At 72.1% G+C, this 19,830-nt stretch carries 20 protein-coding genes; 11 read left to right on the forward strand and 9 right to left on the reverse strand.

The window, feature by feature from the left end; all coding sequences use genetic code 11:
- Positions 1-44 precede the first annotated feature (44 nt).
- Positions 45-773 (reverse strand): Tim44/TimA family putative adaptor protein, encoded by a 729-nt coding sequence (locus ASF18_RS11910; RefSeq protein WP_056218452.1) that lies wholly within the window; start codon positions 771-773, stop codon positions 45-47.
- A 548-nt stretch (positions 774-1,321) separates the two neighbouring features.
- Here ASF18_RS11910 and secB point away from each other — a divergent pair.
- The 4 genes from secB (at position 1,322) to hisS (ending at position 5,445) form a co-directional block, all read left to right on the forward strand.
- Positions 1,322-1,831: a protein-export chaperone SecB gene (gene secB / locus ASF18_RS11915; RefSeq protein ID WP_056218455.1), complete on the forward strand. Its 510-nt coding sequence runs from the start codon at positions 1,322-1,324 to the stop codon at positions 1,829-1,831.
- 141 nt (positions 1,832-1,972) lie between these two features.
- A complete protein-coding gene (locus ASF18_RS11920) occupies positions 1,973-3,283 on the forward strand; it encodes an MFS transporter (protein WP_082487439.1) in 1,311 nt (436 codons plus the stop codon).
- 79 nt (positions 3,284-3,362) lie between these two features.
- Positions 3,363-3,854, forward strand: a complete 492-nt coding sequence (locus ASF18_RS11925; RefSeq protein ID WP_056218460.1) for a DUF3429 domain-containing protein — start codon at positions 3,363-3,365, stop codon at positions 3,852-3,854.
- An 82-nt stretch (positions 3,855-3,936) separates the two neighbouring features.
- On the forward strand, positions 3,937-5,445 hold the full coding sequence (gene hisS, locus ASF18_RS11930) for a histidine--tRNA ligase (RefSeq protein WP_056352762.1): 1,509 nt from the start codon (positions 3,937-3,939) through the stop codon (positions 5,443-5,445).
- A gap of 52 nt (positions 5,446-5,497) precedes the next feature.
- On the opposite strand, the gene ASF18_RS11935 is transcribed toward hisS, so the two are convergent.
- Entirely contained in the window at positions 5,498-5,920 is a 423-nt protein-coding gene (locus ASF18_RS11935) for an organic hydroperoxide resistance protein (RefSeq protein WP_055946503.1), read from the reverse strand.
- A 188-nt stretch (positions 5,921-6,108) separates the two neighbouring features.
- Here ASF18_RS11935 and ASF18_RS25060 point away from each other — a divergent pair, with 188 nt between their 5' ends.
- Positions 6,109-6,693 carry a MarR family transcriptional regulator gene (locus ASF18_RS25060; RefSeq protein WP_156394222.1) on the forward strand — a complete coding sequence of 195 codons (585 nt, stop codon included), beginning with the start codon at positions 6,109-6,111 and terminating at the stop codon, positions 6,691-6,693.
- A 142-nt stretch (positions 6,694-6,835) separates the two neighbouring features.
- On the opposite strand, the gene ASF18_RS11945 is transcribed toward ASF18_RS25060, so the two are convergent.
- Positions 6,836-7,198, reverse strand: a complete 363-nt coding sequence (locus tag ASF18_RS11945; RefSeq protein ID WP_056218463.1) for a c-type cytochrome — start codon at positions 7,196-7,198, stop codon at positions 6,836-6,838.
- 304 nt (positions 7,199-7,502) lie between these two features.
- Between ASF18_RS11945 and ASF18_RS11950 the strand changes: the two genes are divergently transcribed.
- Positions 7,503-8,936, forward strand: coding sequence for an FAD-linked oxidase C-terminal domain-containing protein (locus ASF18_RS11950; protein ID WP_056218466.1), 1,434 nt, complete (start codon positions 7,503-7,505; stop codon positions 8,934-8,936).
- A 120-nt stretch (positions 8,937-9,056) separates the two neighbouring features.
- On the opposite strand, the gene rlmJ is transcribed toward ASF18_RS11950, so the two are convergent.
- From rlmJ to ASF18_RS11970, 4 genes are all read right to left on the reverse strand, one after another.
- Positions 9,057-9,902, reverse strand: a complete 846-nt coding sequence (gene rlmJ / locus ASF18_RS11955; protein ID WP_056351816.1) for a 23S rRNA (adenine(2030)-N(6))-methyltransferase RlmJ — start codon at positions 9,900-9,902, stop codon at positions 9,057-9,059.
- 64 nt (positions 9,903-9,966) lie between these two features.
- Positions 9,967-10,602: a ribonuclease T2 gene (locus ASF18_RS11960; protein WP_056276715.1), complete on the reverse strand. Its 636-nt coding sequence runs from the start codon at positions 10,600-10,602 to the stop codon at positions 9,967-9,969.
- A gap of 62 nt (positions 10,603-10,664) precedes the next feature.
- Positions 10,665-11,132 carry a hypothetical protein gene (locus ASF18_RS11965; RefSeq protein ID WP_056218471.1) on the reverse strand — a complete coding sequence of 156 codons (468 nt, stop codon included), beginning with the start codon at positions 11,130-11,132 and terminating at the stop codon, positions 10,665-10,667.
- 151 nt (positions 11,133-11,283) lie between these two features.
- Positions 11,284-12,300 carry an extensin family protein gene (locus ASF18_RS11970; RefSeq protein ID WP_056351819.1) on the reverse strand — a complete coding sequence of 339 codons (1,017 nt, stop codon included), beginning with the start codon at positions 12,298-12,300 and terminating at the stop codon, positions 11,284-11,286.
- Positions 12,301-12,410: 110 nt separating this feature from the next.
- Between ASF18_RS11970 and ASF18_RS11975 the strand changes: the two genes are divergently transcribed.
- Entirely contained in the window at positions 12,411-13,649 is a 1,239-nt protein-coding gene (locus ASF18_RS11975) for an amidase (RefSeq protein WP_056351824.1), read from the forward strand.
- A gap of 77 nt (positions 13,650-13,726) precedes the next feature.
- The gene (locus ASF18_RS11980; RefSeq protein ID WP_056351826.1) at positions 13,727-14,494 is read left to right on the forward strand and encodes a methyltransferase domain-containing protein; all 768 of its coding nucleotides are present in this window, start codon (positions 13,727-13,729) and stop codon (positions 14,492-14,494) included.
- A 23-nt stretch (positions 14,495-14,517) separates the two neighbouring features.
- On the opposite strand, the gene metW is transcribed toward ASF18_RS11980, so the two are convergent.
- Both metW and ASF18_RS11990 read right to left on the reverse strand, forming a co-directional pair.
- On the reverse strand, positions 14,518-15,225 hold the full coding sequence (gene metW / locus ASF18_RS11985; protein ID WP_082487441.1) for a methionine biosynthesis protein MetW: 708 nt from the start codon (positions 15,223-15,225) through the stop codon (positions 14,518-14,520).
- The gene (locus tag ASF18_RS11990; RefSeq protein ID WP_056276378.1) at positions 15,222-16,439 is read right to left on the reverse strand and encodes a homoserine O-acetyltransferase; all 1,218 of its coding nucleotides are present in this window, start codon (positions 16,437-16,439) and stop codon (positions 15,222-15,224) included. Before ASF18_RS11990 ends, metW begins: the two co-directional genes overlap by 4 nt.
- Positions 16,440-16,750: 311 nt before the next feature.
- Between ASF18_RS11990 and ASF18_RS11995 the strand changes: the two genes are divergently transcribed.
- From ASF18_RS11995 to ASF18_RS12005, 3 genes are all read left to right on the forward strand, one after another.
- Positions 16,751-17,614 carry a chorismate mutase gene (locus ASF18_RS11995; protein WP_056351829.1) on the forward strand — a complete coding sequence of 288 codons (864 nt, stop codon included), beginning with the start codon at positions 16,751-16,753 and terminating at the stop codon, positions 17,612-17,614.
- Between the two features lie 129 nt (positions 17,615-17,743).
- The gene (locus ASF18_RS12000) at positions 17,744-18,880 is read left to right on the forward strand and encodes a histidinol-phosphate transaminase (RefSeq protein ID WP_056351832.1); all 1,137 of its coding nucleotides are present in this window, start codon (positions 17,744-17,746) and stop codon (positions 18,878-18,880) included.
- A gap of 1 nt (position 18,881) precedes the next feature.
- Positions 18,882-19,814, forward strand: coding sequence for a prephenate/arogenate dehydrogenase family protein (locus tag ASF18_RS12005; RefSeq protein WP_056352766.1), 933 nt, complete (start codon positions 18,882-18,884; stop codon positions 19,812-19,814).
- The last annotated feature ends 16 nt before the right edge of the window (positions 19,815-19,830 follow it).

The raw sequence follows: 19,830 nt of genomic DNA on the forward strand, positions 1-19,830 counted from the left end.
CGGGACGGGAGAACCGGATCACGCGACCTTGGGCCCCTTGAGGCTCAGGCGCCGGCTTCCGTGGCGACGAGCTGCCAGTTCGGGTCGCGGGTGCCCAGCGTCCGGGCGAAGGTCCAGACGTCCGGCACCTCGACCACCGCCTCGGCGCTGCCGTCGGTCACCTGCCCCTGCGCGTTGCGGGTGGCGGTGATGAGGTGGGAGAGGAAGTGCACGGTGACCTGCGCGACGCGGTTCTTCACGTCGACGGCCACGATCTCGGCCTTGTCGAGGGAGACGAAGGTGGTCTCCACGGTCTCGCGGCGGGCCTCGCGGGCGTCGATCTCGCGCTCGAAGCCCTCGCAGACCTCGCGGGAGAGCAGGCTGCGCAGGGTCTTGCGGTCGCCCTTGGCGAAGGCGATCACGATCGCCTCGTAGGCGCTGCGGGCCCCCTCCACGAAGGCGCGCGGATCGAAGGCGGGCTCGACCTGGACGATGGATTCGAGGCCCTGGGCGATGGCCGAGCCGGGCTCGGCGATGCCGCGCCAGTCGCGCACGTCGGTCTTCACCGCGGTCTGGCCGCGATCGGCCGGGGGCTGGACCCGGTCGGCGCCGGGCAGGCGCACGACGTTGTCGCCTTCCCCGCGGGCCGGCGGCTCGGTGCGGCTGCGGTCCACCGGCTTGAAGGGCGAGCGCTCCGTGCCGGTCTTCTGACCCAGCACCGAGCGCAGGCGCCAGATGACGAAGACCGCCAGCGCGAGAAAGATCAGGGTCGTCAAGTCGAAGGAGTCCTGCATCACTGATCCGATCGTGGCCGTGGCACGAATACGTTACTTCACGGGGCTCTGGAAACCCGGCCCGGGTCCTCGGCTGACATGCGTGGCCGAGACACGCCCGGCCGAATAAGTCCGGCCAGGAAGGATCTGGCCGGGAGAGATCTGGCCAGAAAGATCTGGCCATGTCGCGCATTCCCCCGGCCCCGCGCAAGGCGCAGGCCGGGTTCCTGCGCGCGGAAGTCTCGATCGGGGTCGAACCTCCGGGCTCGTGCGGAGATATGGATATCGCGGGCGGCGATTCCAGGCGAGGGCGCGCGCCTGCGCCGCCTTGACCCGGCGGCGGCCCCGACGGGTCCCGCGTCCCGGGCTCCTGGGCTCGCCTTGTCCCGTGCGGGCGAGCGTGATAGCGCGCTATCGCGCGGGCCGGGCGGTGGTGGCAGGCCAGTGTGCAGGCCGGTGCGCCCGGTTCCGGGCGACCGGGATCGGCGCCCACGGGGTTCGCCCCCGGGAGAGCGCATCAGACCCGGGCCCCACCGCGCCCCGACGATCCAGGAAGAGGACAGAACGCCATGGCCGACACTCCGGCACCGAACGGCAACGGTGGCGCCACGGCGCAGACCGACGACGCGACGCCGACGATCAACGCGCTCGCGCAGTACACCAAGGATCTCTCCTTCGAGAATCCGAACGCGCCGCGCTCCCTGCAGCCGCAGGAAAGCGGGCCGCAGATCAACATCCAGGTGAACGTCAACGCCAAGCAGGTGGCCGAGTTCGATTTCGAGGTCGACCTGACCCTGGAAGGCGATGCCAAGATCGCCAACGAGGTGCTGTTCGCCTTCGAGCTGACCTATGCGGGCATCTTCCGCATGCGCAACATCCCGCAGGACCAGCTCCACCCGGCCGTGATGATCGAGTGCCCGCGCCTGCTCTTCCCCTTCGCGCGCCAGATCGTCGCCGAGGCCGTGCGCAACGGCGGCTTCCCGCCCCTCTACATCGACCCGATCGACTTCGTCGGCCTCTACCGCCAGAAGGCCATGGAAGCCCAGGCCCAGGGCGAGACCGGCCCGCTCGCCTCCTGAGAGCGCGCGTCGCGCCCCGTCCGCCCGGGGCGGGATCCGGGGTCCTGAGGATCGAAGGCCGGACTTGGCCGTTACTCGCAGCCAGTCCGGCCGCGGCCCCGCGTGCCGCCGGTCGCCGGATCGCCTCAGCCCCGGGATCGCATGCTCGCCACACACCACCTCGCCCTGATCAACGTCTTCACGGGCGACATCCAGGGCGGGCTCGGACCGTTCCTCGGCACCTGGCTCGCGGAAGCCGCGTCGTGGAGCCCCTCGCGGATCGGCTTCGTCACCACCCTGGTGGGGATCGGCTCCCTCCTCCTCAGCGGCCCCTTCGGCGCCCTGGTCGACCGCCTCGGCCGGCCCCGGATGCTGATCGCCGTGGCCTGCGGCGCCATCCTGTGCGGCACCCTGCTGCTGCTCCCCGCACGCGGCGTCATCCCGGTCTTCGCCGCGCAGATGATGGCGGCGGCGGGCGGCACGCTGCTGCTGCCGGCCGTCACCGCCCTGACCCTCGGCATCGTCGGCAAGGACCGCTTTCCGAAGCAACAGGGCCGCAACCAGGCCTTCAACCATCTCGGCATCCTGCTCGCGGCCGGCGGCATCAGCCTCGGCACCGGCTGGTTCGGCCCCGCCATCGCCTTCTGGGTGCTAGGCGCCATGGCGGTGCTGGCCATCGTGGCGGCGCTGACGACGCCGGGGCATTGCTACAGCGAGCGCCGGGCCGTGGGCTGGCAGGAGGAGGGCGACGACACGCCCGAGCGCGCCGGCCTGCGCAGCATCGTGGCCAACCGCAAGCTCCTCGTCCTCGCCGTGGCGCTGGCCCTGTTCAACCTCGGCAACGGCGGCATGCTCTCGCTGCTCGGCCAGAAGCTGGTGGCCACCGCCGTCGACGCCACGAGCTGGACCGCCCGCTACGTCATGGTGGCGCAGCTGGTGATGATCCCCGTGGCGCTCTTCGCCGGATCGCTCGCCGACCGGCGCGGGCGGCGCCAGCTCCTCATCGCCGCCTGCGCGGTGCTGCCGGTCCGCGCCGCGCTCTCGGCCTTCATCGACGATCCCCTCTGGCTGATCTCGGCCGAAATCCTCGACGGCGTCGCCTCCGGCATCATCGGCGTGGCCGTGCCGGTGGTGGTGGCCGACCTGACCTGGGGCTCCGGTCGCACCCAGACGGCGCTCGGCGCCCTCAACGCCCTCCAGGGCATCGGCGGCGCCCTCTCGGCCTGGTACGGCGGCCTCGCCCAGGCGATGCTCGGCTGGACCGGCGCCTTCCTGGCGCTGGGGGCGCCCGCCCTCGTCGCCCTCGGCCTCGTCCTGTGGCTCGACACCACCAGCGAGAGTCGCGGCCGAGGCGAAGGTGACGGACATCCGGGCGACGGGTCGTCCGCGAACGGCGCCGCCGCCGAGAGCGGGAGCGAACCCGGCCGCGGCACCGAGAAGGCTCGGGGCGCGCGCGAGCCGGAGACCGCCTGAGGGCGGATTGCCGCCCGGCGGAACAGGCCGCCCCCGCCCCGGTTTGGCGAGGGAGCCTCAGCCACCGGAGCCCCCGACCATGCACGATCGACCCGACGGACGGACCCTGCGGGTCACCGAACCGCGCGCCGTCCCCTGGCTCAGCATCGTGTTCGGCTACGGCCCGATGCTGCCCTTCGTGGTCGGTGCCGTCACCGCCTGGGTCCGGCCCGGCGATCCCTTGGGCGAGGCCGCCCTGCTCCTGACGATCCTCTGGGGCTGCGCCATCCTGCTGTTCCTGTCGGGCGTGCGCCGGGGCCTCAGCTTCCGCACCGAGGGCGGGCCGACCCTCACCCAGATGGCCACCATGATCGGGCTGTTCAGCCTCGGCTTCGTCGCCCTGGCGCTGGCGACCCTGGACGCGGCAGTGGCCGCGCTGGTCCTGCTCCTCGTCGGATTCGGGGCGATCGCGGTGCTCGACCCGATCGCGGCACGGCGGGGCGAGGCGCCCCTGTTCTTCGCGCGCCTGCGCCCGGTGCAGATCCCCATCGCCCTCCTCAGCCTCGCGGCCCTCCTGGCCCTGAGGCTCTGAACGCCCCCCTGCTTGCCGCCCCCCGCCACCCGCGATAGAGCCCCCGGGACCCCGAACAGCCCCGATGGACGCGAAGATCACCATGGCCAAGGCCGATTCAACGAAGGCCGACACCCTGAAGCCGCGCCTGCCGCGCGGTTTCGTCGACCGGCGCGCGGACGAGATCGCCGCCCAGCACCGCATGCTGGAGACGATCCGGCAGAGCTTCGAACTCTTCGGCTTCGAGGCGCTGGAGACGCCCTTCGTCGAGTACACCGAGGCGCTGGGCAAGTTCCTGCCCGACCTCGACCGGCCGAACGCGGGCGTGTTCTCCTTCCAGGACGACGACGAATCCTGGCTCTCGCTGCGCTACGACCTCACCGCCCCCCTGGCCCGGCACGTGGCCGAGCACTTCGACGCGATCCCCAAGCCCTACCGGAGCTTCCGCGCCGGCTACGTCTTCCGCAACGAGAAGCCGGGTCCGGGGCGCTTCCGCCAGTTCATGCAGTTCGACGCCGACATCGTGGGCGCCGCCTCGGTGGCGGCGGATGCCGAGATCTGCATGCTGATGGCCGACACCCTTGAGAAGCTCGGGCTCACCGGCCAGTACGTGGTCAAGGTCAACAACCGGAAGGTGCTCGACGGGCTGATGGAGTCGATCGGGCTCAGCGGTCCCGACAAGGCCGGTCAGCGCCTGACCGTGCTGCGCGCCATCGACAAGCTCGACCGCCTCGGCGACGCGGGCGTGCGCGAGTTGCTGGGCGCGGGGCGCAAGGACGAGAGCGGCGACTTCACCAAGGGCGCCGGATTGCCCGATGAGGCGATCGGCCGGGTGCTGGCCTTCACCGGCTGGACCGGAGCGGGATCGGCGCCGGCCGACAACGCCACCACCCTGGCGAACTTCGAAACCTCCCTGGCGGGCAGCGCCATCGGCCTGGAGGGCGTGCGCGAGCTCGCCGACATGGCCGCCCTGTTCGCGGCGGCCGGCTACGACGCCCGCATCCGCATCGACCCCTCGGTGGTGCGCGGGCTCGAATACTACACCGGCCCGGTCTACGAGGCGGAGCTGACCTTCCCGGTGACCAACGAGGACGGGCAGGTGGTGCGCTTCGGCTCGGTCTCGGGCGGCGGGCGCTACGACGGCCTCGTCGGGCGCTTCCGGGCCGAGCCGGTGCCGGCCACCGGCTTCTCCATCGGCGTCTCGCGCCTGTTCTCGGCCCTGCAGCTCGTGAAGAGCCCGCTGCTCGAGGGCATCGCCAAGCCCGGTCCGGTGGTGGTCCTGGTGCTCGACCGCGACAACGTCGCCGATTACCAGCGGCTGGTGGCGAGCCTGCGCGCGGCCGGCATCCGGGCCGAACTCTATCTCGGCGGCTCGGGCATGAAGGCGCAGATGAAATACGCCGACCGGCGCGGATCCCCCTGCGCCATCATCCAGGGCTCGAACGAGCGCGAGGCCGGCGAGGTCCAGATCAAGGACCTGATTGAGGGCGCCAAGGCGGCGGCCGCCATCACCAGCAACGCCGCCTGGAAAGCCGCGCGCCCGGCCCAGTTCTCGGTGCCGGTGGCCGAGATGGTCGAGCGGGTGCGCGAGGTCCTGGGACGCCACTTCTGACGTCCCAGGCGCACGACGGGGCCGGGGAGTCCTGCTCCACGGCCGGGAGCCGTCAGGCGACCGAGATGTCGACCTGGATGTTGCCGCGGGTGGCGTGGGAGTAGGGGCACACCACGTCGGCGCGCTTCACCAGATCCTCGGCCACCGCCCGGTCGAGGCCCGGCAGGGTCGCCTTGAGGGCGACGACGAGGCCGAAGCCGGTACCGTCGTCCCGCGGGCCGATGCCGACGCTCGACTCGATCTTGGACTCCTCCGACACCGTGATCTTGTCCTTGCCGGCCACGAACTTGATCGCGCCGAGGAAGCAGGCAGCGTAGCCGGCCGCGAAGAGCTGCTCCGGGTTGGTGCCGGCGCCACCGCCGCCGCCCAGCTCCTTGGGGGTGGAGAGCTTGACGTCCACCTTGGCATCGTCGGTCGCGGCGGAGCCTTCACGGCCGCCGGTGGCATGGGCGTGGGCGGTGTAGAGTGCCTTCATGTCGGTCTCTCCTGCTGAACGAACGCGGGGATCGCACGCGTCGGTCCGGCCGGGGCCGGCCCATATCGATTGCGCGCAACCTAGTTATTTCCTCGCATAGAACTTGATTGTGCGCAATATGAAATTTGAATAAGATCGGTCCCGCGGCCCGAGTTCGGCGCGCGGCCCATCGTGAAGGATCGTTGAATATGTCGGGACGGCAGACCCGCACGCGCCGGGAGCCGGTGGCGGAGCCGGCATCCCCGGACGCCCTGAGCCTGGACAGCCAGCTCTGCTTTGCCGTCTATGCCACGGCCCATGCCTTCGGACGGGCCTATAGGGCCCTGCTGGCCGCGCATGACCTGACCTACCCGCAATATCTGGTCCTGCTGGTCCTGTGGGAGGAGGAGGGGCTGACGGTCAAGGAGATCGGCCAGCGCCTGTTCCTGGATTCCGGAACCCTGACGCCCCTGCTCAAGCGCCTGGAGGCGGCCGGCCACGTGAAGCGGGCGCGGGACCGGGCCGACGAGCGGCAGGTGAGCATCTTCCTGACCGAGCAGAGCCGGGCCCTGCGCGGCCGGATGGAATGCGTGCCGGACGAGGTGGGCGGCCTGACCGGCCTCGATCTCGAGGGGCGGCGGGCCCTCCTCGACATCCTGATGAACCTGCGCGGCGCGCTGCATGCGGGCCTCGGCGAGGGCCAGGCCGGCGCCGGCGAAGACCAAATCAGCCTCGGCGAGGGGAGGGACCGCTCCGTTCCCTCCGGCCGCGACGCCGCGCGACGTGGATCCTGAGGGACGCGAGGCATGAAAAAAGCCGCTCCCGCCGTGGCGGGAACGGCTTCCTGATCGAGCCCGGGCGGATGATCCCGGCCGGCCCCGAAGGACAGGCCGGACCGATCGCGGAACCCCGGGCCTCGGGATCAGGTCGTCAGGATCAGGACTTGGTCTTGAGGTAGGCGATGATGTCGTCGACCTTCTTGGGGTCCTTGATGCCGGGGAAGACCATCTTGGTGCCCGGAACCTTCTTCTTCGGGTCGACCAGCCACTCGTGGAGATTGGCCTCGTCCCAGGTGATGCCGGAGGCCTTCAGGGCCGCCGAGAAGGCGTAGCCGTCCGCGCCTTCGCCGGCCTTCGAGCCCACGACGCCCTTCAGGGTCGGGCCGACGCCGTTCTTCTCGAAGTTGTGGCAGGCCTTGCAGGGGGCGAAGGCCTTCTCGCCGGCGGCGGCGTCGCCCTCGGCATGCGCCGACAGAGGCAGCAGCAGGGCCAGGGCGGCGCCGAACATGACATGACGCATCGTGTTTTTCCTCCTAGAAGCGGCTTCAGCCGCTCGGGCTTATGGCAGAGCTTACCCGTTTAGAACAGATCGAGACAGGAACGCGCAAGGTCCGCCGCGATGAGCTGCGGCCAAAGGAAGCTTCCCCGGCGGCGTTCGGTTCCGCCGCCGCGGTCGAGGCCACGAACCGGATGCGCCGCGCCGGCGTTTGTCCTAAGGTCCACCGCAAAGCGCCGTCCGTCCCTCCGTCTCTCACCGCCGCTTGCTCATAGGCGATCGCGGCTGAGCGGATGATGAAGATGGCCCGCCCCCGGAGGACATGCCCATGTCGATCGCCTTTCCCGTGCCCGATGCCGCCATCGTCGCCCGCCGCGAGGCGATCATCGCGGGCCTCGCCCCCCTGGTCGCTCCGGAGGCCCTGGTCACGACGGAGGACGAGCGCCGCGCCTTCGAGACCGACGGGCTCACCGCCTACCGCAAGATGCCCCTGGCCGTGGTGCTGCCCTCCACCACCGCCGAGGTCTCGGCCGTGATGGCGTTCTGCCACGCCAACGGCGTCCGGGTGGTGCCGCGGGGCGCCGGCACCTCCCTGGCCGGCGGCGCCATCGCCCAGGAGGATGCGGTGATCCTCGGCATCTCGAAGATGAACCGCATCCTCGACATCGATTTCGAGAACCGCACCGCGCGGGTCGAGGCCGGCATCACCAACCTGGCCATCTCGGGCGCGGTCAGCCACGAGGGCTTCTTCTACGCCCCCGACCCCTCGAGCCAGCTCGCGTGCACCATCGCGGGCAACATCGCGATGAATTCGGGCGGGGCGCACTGCCTCAAGTACGGGGTGACCACCAACAACCTGCTCGGCGTGACCCTCGTGATGAACGACGGCACCGTGGTGACGATCGGCGGCACGCATCTCGATGCGCCCGGCTACGACCTCCTCGGTCTCGTCTGCGGCTCGGAGGGGCAGCTCGGCATCGTCACCGAGGCGACCGTGCGCATCCTGCGGGCGGCGGAGGGCGCGCGCCCGGCGCTGGTCGGCTTCGGCTCGGTGGAGGATGCGGGCGCCTGCACGGCCGCGATCATCGGCGCGGGCATCATCCCGGTGGCGATCGAGTACATGGACCGCGAGGCGATCCTGATCACCGAGGACTTCGCCCAGGCGGGCTATCCGCGCGACGCCGAGGCCATGCTGATCATTGAGGTCGAGGGGTCCGACGCCGAGTGCACGGCGATGCTCGCCCGCATCGAGGCCATCGCCAGCGACTTCAACCCGACGAGCATCCGGGTCTCGAAATCCGAGGCCGAGAGCGCCGCCATCTGGAAGGGCCGCAAGTCCGCCTTCGGCGCCACCGGCCGGATCTCGGACTACATCTGCATGGACGGCACCATCCCCACCGGGCAGCTCCCCGGGGTGCTGGAGCGCATCGGGGCGATCTGCGCCGAGAAGGGCCTGCGCGTCGCCAACGTGTTCCATGCCGGCGACGGCAACCTGCACCCGCTGATCCTGTTCGACATCAACAAGCCGGGCGAGATGGAGAAGGCGGAGGCGGCCGGCGACGAGATCCTCAAGCTCTGCGTCGAGGTCGGCGGCTGCCTCACGGGCGAGCACGGCGTCGGCATCGAGAAGCGCGAGCTCATGCGCTTCCAGTACGCCCAGGAAGACCTGGAGCAGCAGATGCGGGTGCGGAACGTCTTCGACCCGCACTGGCTGATGAACCCCGCCAAGGTGTTCCCCCTGGAAGGGCGCCTGGTCGCCTGAATGCCAAGAGCCTGAGCGCCCAGGGTCTGTCAGGTTCCTCCTGAACCAGACAGACCCTCGATTGCGGTCACGTCGTTCGTCTCTTCGGGATAACCGGTTTCCGCCGATCCCTGACGACCTCTAGGGCTCGGGGCCGAAGGCCTCGCAGCGGAAGGCGCCGTAATCGGTGCGGGCCAGGCGTTCGGCGAGCGCCGGCAGGAACAGCGTCGCTTCCTCGGCGAGCCGCCACGGCGGGTTGACGACGATGAGGCCGTTGCCGTTGAGCCGGGTCGGATCGGGTTCGGACACCATGAGGTCGAGGCGCAGGGCCGGGCGGGCGAGAACCCGGTCGAGCTGCGCCACCATGTGGTCGACCTTGGCCACGTCCTTGATCGGGTACCAGCCGAGATAGATCCCGGTGGGCCACTTGGCCACCGCCCTGGCCAAGGCCGTTCCGAGGCGGTCGATCTCGCCGAGCTCCTCGTAGGGCGGGTCGATCAGGACCACGCCGCGGCGCTCCGGCGGCGGGATCAGCGCGTTGAGCGCGGTCCAGCCGTCGCGATGCATCACCTTCGACAGGGAATCCTGGTTGAAGCGCGCCCGCAGGATCTCGGCATCCGCCGGGTGCAGCTCCACGAACACGCCCTGGTCGGTGGGCCGCAGGAATTCGCGGATCAGGGCGGGCGAGCCGGGATAGGTGTCGGCCCCGTGCCGCTCCTGCACCGCCGCCACCGCCGCGCGGTAGGGCCCGAGCAGGGCTTCCACGGCCTCGGGAAAGGGGGAGTCGAGGCGGCCCCAGCCGTCCCGCCACTCGCCGGTGCGACCGGCCTCGTCGGCGGTGAGGTCGTAGAAGCCGAGGCCCGCATGGGTGTCGATCGCCCGGAAGCCCGTGGGCTTCAGGCAGAGATGCGCCAGCACCCGGCTCAGCACGAGGTGCTTCAGGACATCGGCGAAATTGCCGGCGTGGAAGGCGTGGCGGTAATTCATGGCGTCCGGGCCTGTCTCACCCCGCCCCCCGGCGCTCCGGCCCGGGGTGGGATCGCGGCATCATCTACCGCGCGGCGTCGATGGCGACCGCGTCGGCACGGCAATTCTGGCGCGCCACCTCGGGGCAGGGGGTGAAGCCGCGCAGGTCCTTGGCAAAGCAGATCCGCACCTCCTGGAGCTGGCCGCCCCGGCAGGTCACCGACATCATGTCGGGACGCAGGCCCCGGTTGGCCGCCACGAACTGCCGGGCGATGTCGATCGGCGCCATCCGGGTGTCGCGCTCGGGGGCCTTGAAGGCGTCCGGAAGGGTCACCGCCGCCCGGGCGTCGCGAGCCGCCTGGAAGTAGGAGACCGGGTCGAGCCCCGAGCAGGTGCCGTGGGTGCGCCACTCGTGCCGGGCGAGGCCCTCGCTCGGGTAGACCTCGCCCGCCACCGCGATCGCCTGCCGGGTGGGCGACCGCTCGACGGAGGAACAGTTGGACGGGTAGCCGCGGGTGTATTGCGGCCAGAGCCCGTGGACGACGAAGCCGAGGCCGCGTCCCGGCCGGCACTGGCCCTGCGCCTCGCGCCGGGCGCCGGGCCCCTCGCAGTAGGTCGGCGACCAGGACAAGGCCAGGACGTAGAAGTCGAACGTGCCCGGCGTGCCACCGCGCTCGAAACCCTGCGCCATCGCCGGCGACGCCGGTCCGCCCGACGCCATCAGCGCCAGGGTCAGGCCCGCCAGGGTGCCGCGTGCGCGCGACCGGTGCCCGGCGGCAGGGCTCACGGACGGGCTTCGCGGCAGGCCGAGGAATAGGCGTAGGCGAGGTTGCGATCCAGGCCGTGGACGCAGAACTCGATGCCCCAGTCGGCGCCGATGATCCCGAGCCCGTCGCGCACCGAGTAGTCGACCTTGCGGCGGACGCCGTCCGAGGTGGTGGCCACGGCGCTGCAGAAGCGGCGCGGGACGTAGTCGAGGCCCCAGGGGCGCCAGGCCGTGCGCTCGATGTGCTCGTAGCGCAGGATGGTCAGGGACGAGTTCCAGAACTTCGCCTCCTTCTCGGCGAAGTGCGTCGAGAGCCGCTCCAGCACCTCGGGGGCCTGGCAGCCGGGGATGTCGGCGTCGTAGTTGAATTCGCGCTCCTCGGCGGGGGTGATCTCCTCGCGGCCGGAGCGGGCGAGCGCCGGCTGGAGGGCGCCCGCCAGGACGAGGCCGAGGGCGAGGGCGGTGGAGAGGGGATTCGGGCGCATGCCGGCGTCTTTGTTCCGCTGGAGTCCGTGGAGCTGACCCGAACGATGGCGGCTCGGCCCGCCCTGTCAAGCAGGCGGCCGGCCGCGCCGTCGCTTTCCGCGGACCCTGGGGTGCGCCGGGCACACCCCGGATGCGGGACCAGCGCGCCTGTCAGTAGATCGGTTCGGCGAGGCCGGGGGCCGCGAGCGAGAGCGGCTCGGCGGCGAAATCCTCCGGGGGGAGGGCGGCCGCGACCCGGGGCGCCGGGGCGCGCGGCACCGGACCCCGCGGCGCGGCGGCGTAGGCCACCGGCGGAGCGGTCGGACGAACGGGGGCCGGGCCGTGGGCGAGCTGCGCGGCCGGAACCTTCGCGGGTTGGCGCGCCGACATCGGGGCGACGCCGTAGGGATCGTCCTCCTCCACGTCGATCGGGGCCTGGGGCGGGGCGGGCAGGCGCTCGGGCGGACGGGGCCGGGCCGTGGCGCGCGGCACGCCGTCGGCACCGAGCTGCGGCGTGAACTTGATCAGCGGCTGGCAGATGCGACGCAGGCCGCGCGGGTCGTGCCGGGCGAGGTCGACGTGGATGTGGTCGTAGTGGAAGACGTTCGAGCCCGGCGCCAGCACGGTGGAGAACCGGGCGCAGGCCCCGAGGAAGACCTCGCGCAGGAAGCCCTGCTCGGCCTCGGTGCCGCGCCAGCCGCCCTTCACGGTGATGACGTAGCCGTCGGCGAGCTTGAACGACATGATGTCGACGGCATTGCCGAAGGAATGCTCGGAGAGCTTGGCGCCGGCCTGGTTGTTGCGGCCGCGGCAGGCATAGGTGCCGGCGTTGATCTCGGCCACGGGCTGGCCGAAATACAGGTTCGCGGCCGGCTGGATCGTGTCGGCGAGCCAGGCCTCGGCCTCGGTCAGCGCCGGGCAGGCCAGGGTCACCCGCTGCTTGAGGGCGACGGTTCCCTTGCCCAGGCGGGTGACGCGATAGGGCTGCAGCATGCCGCAGACGCCCGGCCCGCTGATCTCCTTGACGGCGGTGACGAACTCCGTCGTCTCCACCAGGCGCTTGGCGTTGCAGGCCTGCTCGGTCTGGTCACGCCACGGCTCGCGCTGCTCAAACTTGTTGAGTGCACAGCCGGTGAGGCCCGCGCCGAACAGCGTCAGGGCCGAGAACGCGAATACGCTACGCCACATGACGCGGACGATGCGCCGGGTTCCGTAAACGTTGCGTCAACGATGCGGTGCGGGCGGCGTCCCTGTGGACGGGTGTTGACAGGAGGCGGCCGAGGCCGGACCAAGCCCCCATGCTGTCCCTCGTCGATCTCCGCACCCGTATCGCCGCCGGCACCCTCGACCCCGCCGGCGCCATCCATCTCGCCGAGGCCGCCATCGCGGCCCGCGACCCCGGCATCGGGGCGATCGTCAGCCGAAATCCCGCCCCGGCGATCGCCGGCTCCGGGCCGCTGGCGGGCATCGCGGTCGGGGTCAAGGACATCATCGACACCGCCGACCTGCCGACGCAGATGGGGTCTTCGATCTATGCCGGCTGGCAGCCCAGGGCGGATGCCGCCATTGTGGCGCGTCTGCGGGCGCTCGGCGCCGTGCCCCTGGTCAAGACCAGCACCTCCCCCTTCGCCAGCCACGATCCCACCGCCACGGTGAACCCGCGCGACCCCGGCCACACGCCCGGCGGCTCCTCGGCGGGGTCGGCCGCGGCCGTCGCCGCCGGGATGGTGCCCCTCGCGCTCGGTACCCAGACCGGCGGCTCCGTGATTCGGCCGGCGGCCTTCTGCGGGGTGGCGGCGATCAAGCCGTCCTTCCGGCTCCTGCCGACGGTGGGCGTGAAGACCTTCTCCTGGGCGCTGGACACCGTCGGCCTGTTCGGCGCCGGCATCCGCGACGTCGCCCAGGGCCTGAGCCTGATCGCCGACCGGCCCGCCCTCGACCTGGGCCTGGACGCGGCCCCCCAGGCTCCGCGCCTCGGCCTCTGCCTCCAGGGCTTCGCCGACGCGCCCGACCCGGACGCCCTCGCCGCCCTGCACCGGGCCGCCCGCGCGGCCGAGGCCGCCGGCGCCCGGGTCGTCGACCTCGTCCTGCCGGCCCCGCTGCCGGAGGCCTGGGCGCAGCACCCCGTCATCCAGGACTACGAGGCACGCCAGGCGCTGGCCTGGGAATACGCCCACCACCGGGCGCAGCTCAGCCCGGAACTCGGCACGCAGCTCGATGCGGCCCAGGATCTCGTCGCCGCTCAGTACGACGCGGCGCGCCGCGCCGCGCACCGGGCCCGGCGCGCGTTGAAGGACCTGTTCGGAGATTTCGACGCGATCCTGACCCTGTCGGCCCCGGGCCGGGCGCCGGCCGGCCTCGGCACCACGGGCGACGCGCGCTTCAACCGCCTCTGGACCCTGATGGGCGTGCCCTGCGTCACCGTCCCGGTCCCCGGGGACGGCCTGCCCCTGGGCGTTCAGGTCGTCGCCCGCTTCGGCGACGATGGCCGGGCACTCGCCGTGGCACGGATGATCGAGCAAGCCCTGGCGGTGTAGCGCCCCGACGCGGCAAGCCGACGAGATAGAACGACGACTGCCCCTCGCCCCTGCCCGTATTACAGACGATCGCCCCAATGCATTCCTGGAAACAGGCCGTGGCCCGGGCCTTCGACGGGGCCGAGGGCTATGACGGCGCGGCGGCGATCCAGGCCGTGGTGGCGGAGCGCCTGGCCCGGCGCATCGGGGCCGAGCCCCTGGCACGGGCGCCGCGCATCCTCGAGATCGGCTGCGGCACCGGCCTGCTGACCGCGCACCTGCGCCGGCACCTGCCGGGGGGCGTTCTCTTCGCCTCGGACCTCGCCCCCGCCATGGTGCAGCGCTGCCGCGCCCGCCTCGCCGGAACCGCGGACCTGCGCTTCGTCGTCATGGATGCCGAGCGGCCGGCCTGCGCGCCCGGCTTCGACCTCATCGCCTCGAGCCTCGCGGCGCAATGGTTCGAGGACCTTCCCGGAACCCTGGCGCGCCTCGCCGCGCTGCTGGCCCCCGGCGGCCTGCTGGCGGTGGCGACGCTGGGCGCGGGCACCTTCGCCGAGTGGCGGGCGGCGCATGCGGCCCTGGGCCTGGAGGCGGCGACGCCCGTCTATCCGGCCTTGTCGGACCTCGCCGCGCTGGCCTGTCCGGGCTGCACCCTCGCGGTCTCCGCCGAGCCCGTGGTCGAGGCCCATGCCGACGGCCGGGCCTTCCTGGGTTCCCTGCGCGCCATCGGCGCCGGGACGCCCGGCGCCGCGCGGACCCTCGCGCCGGGCACGATGCGGCGGGTGCTGCGGGGCTTCGAGGCGGGGGGCGCGCAGGTCACCTACGAGGTCGCGACGCTGCTCATCCGGCGCGCGCGACGGGGTTAAGGGTTTTCACGTGCAACAGCGGCTCAGGCCGCGGGTTGGGTGTCGCCGCCCGGGCCGCCGCCCCGTCGCAGCAGGAACACGCCCTGCGCGCCCATCAGGTTCCAGACCCACCAGGGCATCGCGAAGCGCATCGGCCGGCCCCTGGCATCGAGGGCGGTGGCCTTCTCGATCTCGGCGTTCACGGTCCGGCACAGGCCGACGAAGTCGCGGATCGTGCAGTGATGGATGTTCTGGGTCTCGTACCATTCCTCGGGCATCAGGGCCGTGACCGGCATGCGACCCCGCAGGGCGAGTTCCGAGCGCACCCGCCAATGGCCGAAATTCGGGAAGGAGATGATCACCTGCCGGCCGATGCGCAGGAGGTGCTCCAGCACGATGCGCGGGTTGCGCGTCGCCTGGATGGTCTGGGACAGGACGACCACGTCGAAGGCGTCGTCGGGATAGTTCGCCAGATCGGTGTCGGCGTCCCCCTGGATCACCGGCAGGCCCCGGGCGAGGCAGGCGTTCACGCCCTCCCGCGACAGCTCGATGCCGCGCCCGTCCACGCCGCGCCGGTCGCGCAGCAGGGCGAGCAGGGCGCCATCGCCGCAGCCGATGTCGAGGACCCGGGCGTTCGCCGGCACGAGGTCGAGCACCACGAGGTGGTCGACGCGGGTGCTGCCGGCCTCCTCGCGCGGCAGCGTCTCCGCCGCCTCCCAGGGCCGGTGCGCGAACCTCTCCGATCCCGTCACAGGCCGCGGGCCCGGGCGGCGGCGTCGATGTAGCCGCGTGCGGCGGCGAACATCGCCGGCTCGTCGAGGAGGAAGGCGTCGTGGCCCTTGTCGCTCTCGACCTCCACGAAGGCGACCGGGGCCGAGGCCGCGTTCAGGGCGTGGACGATGGCGCGGGATTCGGAGGTCGGGAACAGCCAGTCGGAGGTGAAGGAGATCACGCAGAACCGGGTCTTCGTGCCCCGGAAGGCCTTGGCCAGCACTCCACCCTGGTCGGCGGCGAGGTCGAAATAGTCCATCGCCCGGGTGAGGTAGAGATAGGCGTTGGCGTCGAAGCGCTCGACGAAGCTGAGGCCCTGGTGGCGCAGGTAGCTCTCGATCTGGAAGTCGGCGTTGAACGAGAAGGTGGGTGCCGAGCCACCCTGGAAGCGGCGGCCGAACTTGCGGTGCAGGGCCGGCTCCGACAGGTAGGTGATGTGCGCGCCCATGCGGGCGACGCCGAGGCCCTTGGCCGGCCGGGTGCCGGCCTCGAGGTAGCGCCCCTCGGCCCAGGCGGGATCGGCCATGATCGCCTGCCGGCCGACCTCGTGGAAGGCGATGTTCTGCGCGGAGTGGCGGGGCCCGGTGGCGATCGGCATCGCGGCGAAGACCCGCTCGGGGTAGCTCGCGGCCCATTGCAGCACCTGCATGCCGCCCATGGAACCGCCGATGCAGAGGAACAGGTCGCGGATGCCGAGCCGGTCGAGCAGCATGGCCTGGGCCCGGACCATGTCGCGGATGGTCACGAGGGGAAAGTCGAGGCCGTAGGCCCGGCCCGTGGCCGGGTCGATCGAGGCCGGGCCGGTGGAGCCCATGCACGAGCCGATGACGTTGGAGCAGACGACGAAGTAGCGGTCGGTGTCCACGGGCTTGCCCGGCCCCACCAGGGTCTCCCACCAGCCGCGCTTGCCCGTCACCGGATGGGTGTGGGCGAAGTGCTGGTCGCCCGTGAGCGCGTGGCAGATCAGGACGGCGTTGGAGCGGTCCGCGTTGAGGGTGCCCGCCGTCTGGTAGGCGATCTGGAACGGTGCGAGCTGCACGCCGGCATCCATCGCCAGGGGCTCGTCCAGGCCGAACTGCGCCACGAGGCCCTTGGGCTCGCGGGCCTGGGACAGCTCGGCGCCCGGCGCGTCGGCGCGCACCGATTCGTCTTCGGGCGTGCCTGGCTTGAGGGCGGTATCCAGCGACATGGTCATGAAACGGGTTGGAGGAGACGGCGCGTCGGTCCGGGCGGGACGGAAGGGACGGCTCGGCGTGCCATCCGGAGAGAAGACCATGCGTCGTGAGGCGTTGAGGTAGTGTGCGCTCCCTCACGCGTCAACGAAAGGGCCACGCACCGCGCTTGGGGCCCGCCCACGGTTTCACAACCGCCCCGTCGCGCCGGTTCCGGGCAAACGGCTCTGGCCCTTCGGCGCGCGCGATCGTAGACCGGGGCGGTGGCGCCCGGGAGGCGAGACCCCGGCGCCGGCTCCCCCGATCGTCCCCACCGCACCCTCGCGAGCCCCCGATGCGCTTCACGACGAGACCCGCGCCGCCCCTCGACAATCTCGGCGACCTGCGCGCCGAGATCGATCGGATCGACGCCGAGATGCACGCCCTGCTGATCCAGCGCGGGTCGATCATCGACCGGCTGATCGCGGTCAAGCGCACCTCGGCCAGCGGCTCGGCCTTCCGGCCCGGACGCGAGGCCTCGATGATGCGGCGCGTCGCCGAGCGCCATCGCGGGCTCCTGCCCCTCGACACCGTGGAGGGGATCTGGCGGGTCATCATCGCCACCTTCACCTACGTACAGGCGCCGTTCTCGGTCCATGCGGACATCTCGGGCGGGGATGCGCCGATGCGCGATTCCACCCGCTTCCATTTCGGCTTCACGGTGCCCTACCGGCCCCACCCCACCTGCCTCGCGGTGATCGAGGCGGTGGCCGCCTCCCGCGGCGACCTCGGCATCTTCCGCCTCGACCCCGACGGCTCGGGCGCCACCACCGACGCCGCGCCTTGGTGGGAAGGGCTCGTGGGCGCCGGCCGGCCCAAGGTCATCGCGCGCCTGCCCTTCATCGAGCGGCCCACCCACCCGGCCGGAACCCCGGTCTTCGTGGTCTCGAACCCGCTGGACGATCCGGCGGCGGCCCAGCGCGACTGGGTCCTCCATGCCACCCGCGTCGCCGCCTGGGAGCCGGAGGCCGCGCGCGCCCTGCAGGACCTCTACGGCGAGGTCGTCGCCCGCGCAGCCGGGCCGGACGGGCACGGCCTGCTCCTCGCCGTCCCCGGCGGGGTCAGCGCCCGGCAGTTGCACGAGGCCCTGACCCGGGCCGGCGCCGCCCCCGAGACCCTCGACGAGATCGGCAGCCACGCCGCCCGCTTCCGGGTCTGAGGGACGCGGATCTGACGCATGCGGGTCCGAGGGACGCGGGCCGGAGGCACGGGGCCCGCTCGCAAAGCCGGGCCAGCTTTGTTAGACGGGCGCTTCGCCGATCCACCGGCGGCCGCCAGGTCCTCGTCCATGTCCTCGTCCCCCACCTCCGCCCCCGTCGCTCCCTCACGCCCGGTGCCCCGCCCCGGCGTCCTCGCCATCGAGGCCTACGTGCCCGGCAAGAGCGGGGCGCCCGGCCATGCCAAGGTGCACAAGCTCTCCTCGAACGAGACCCCGCTGGGCCCGAGCCCGAAGGCGGTGGCGGCGATGCGGGCAGAAGCCGCCAAGCTCGAACTCTACCCGGAGGGCACGTCCCGGGCGCTGCGCGAGGCGATCGCCGCCCGTTACGGCCTCGACCCGGCGCGGATCGTCTGCGGCGCGGGCTCCGACGAGCTCCTGTCCTTCCTGGCCTATGCGTATCTCGGGGCCGGCGACGAGGGGATCTTCACCGAGCACGGCTTCCTGGTCTACCGGATCGCCATCCTGGCCGCCGGCGGCACCCCCGTGGTGGTGCCCGAGCGCGACCTGCGCGCCGACGTCGACGCGCTGCTGGCCGCCGTCACGCCGCGCACCAGGATCGTCTACCTCGCCAACCCCAACAACCCGACGGGCACCTACCTGCCCTTCGACGAGATCCGGCGCCTGCATGCGGGCCTGCCGCCCCACGTCCTCCTCGTCCTCGACGGCGCCTACGCGGAATACGTGCGGGCGAACGACTACAGCGCCGGCCTCGACCTCGCGCTCGAGGCCAACAACGTCGTGATGACCCGGACTTTCTCGAAGATCCACGGGCTGGCGGCGCTCCGCATCGGCTGGATGGTCGGCCCGTCGGAAGTGGTCGACGCGATCAACCGCATCCGGGGACCCTTCAACCTGTCGGGGGCCGGCATCGCCGCCGGGGCGGCCGCCATCGCGGACGACGTGCACGTGGCCGCCGCCGTCGCCCACAACGACACCTGGCTCGCCACGATGACGGGGGCGGTGCAGGAACTCGGGCTGACCGTGACGCCGAGCGTCGCGAACTTCATCCTCGTCCACTTCCCCGACGCGCCGGGCCGCACGGCCGCCGAGGCCGACGCGTTCCTCTCCGCCCGGGGCGTCATCACCCGGCGGGTCTCGTCCTATGGGCTGCCCCACGCCCTGCGCGTCACCGTCGGCGGCGAGGAGGCGAACACCGCCTTCCTCGACGCCCTGACCGCCTTCGTGCGGGGCGAGACCCGTGGCTGAGATCGACGCGCCCCTCCTGGAGACCCTGGCCATCGTCGGCCTCGGGCTGATCGGCTCCTCGATCGCCCGGGGCGCCCGGCAGTTCGGCCTCGCCCGGCGCATCGTCGCCCTCGACCGCGACGCCGCGGTACTGGAGCGGGTGCGGGCGCTCGGCCTCGCGGACACGGCCACGGACGACCTCGCCGCGGGCGTGGCGGGGGCCGATCTCGTCATCCTGTGCGTACCGGTGGGCGCCGTCGGCGCGGTGGCCGAGATCCTGGGTCCGGCCCTGAAGCCGGGAGCCATCGTGTCGGATGTCGGCTCGGTCAAGGCCTCGGTGGTGGCGGCCGTCACGCCGCACCTGCCCGCCGGCGTGCATTTCGTGCCGGCGCACCCCGTGGCCGGCACCGAGTATTCGGGGCCGGATGCCGGATTCTCGACCCTGTTCTCCGGACGCTGGTGCATCCTCACTCCGGCCGAGGACACCGACCCGGCTGCGACCGCGCGAGTCCAGGCCTTCTGGGAAGGCCTGCGCGCCATCGTCGAGACGATGACGCCGGAGCATCACGACCTCGTCCTGGCCATCACCAGCCACGTACCGCACCTCATCGCCTACAACATCGTCGGCACCGCCGCCGACCTCGAGGCCGTGACCCAGTCCGAGGTGATCAAGTTCTCGGCCGGCGGCTTTCGCGACTTCACCCGCATCGCCGCCTCCGACCCGACCATGTGGCGGGACGTGTTCCTGACCAACAAGGACGCGGTGCTGGAGATGCTGGGGCGCTTCAACGAGGACCTCGCGGCCCTGGCCCGGGCGATCCGCTGGGGCGACGGCGAGGCCCTGCACGACCTCTTCACCCGCACCCGCGCCATCCGCCGGGGCATCGTCGCCATGGGCCAGGAGACGGCCGAGGCCGATTTCGGCCGCGGGCGCCCGAGCGACCCCGCGGCCTGAGGCGCGTCCCCCGCGC

This window comes from Methylobacterium sp. Leaf89 (assembly GCF_001422215.1).
GTDB lineage: Bacteria > Pseudomonadota > Alphaproteobacteria > Rhizobiales > Beijerinckiaceae > Methylobacterium.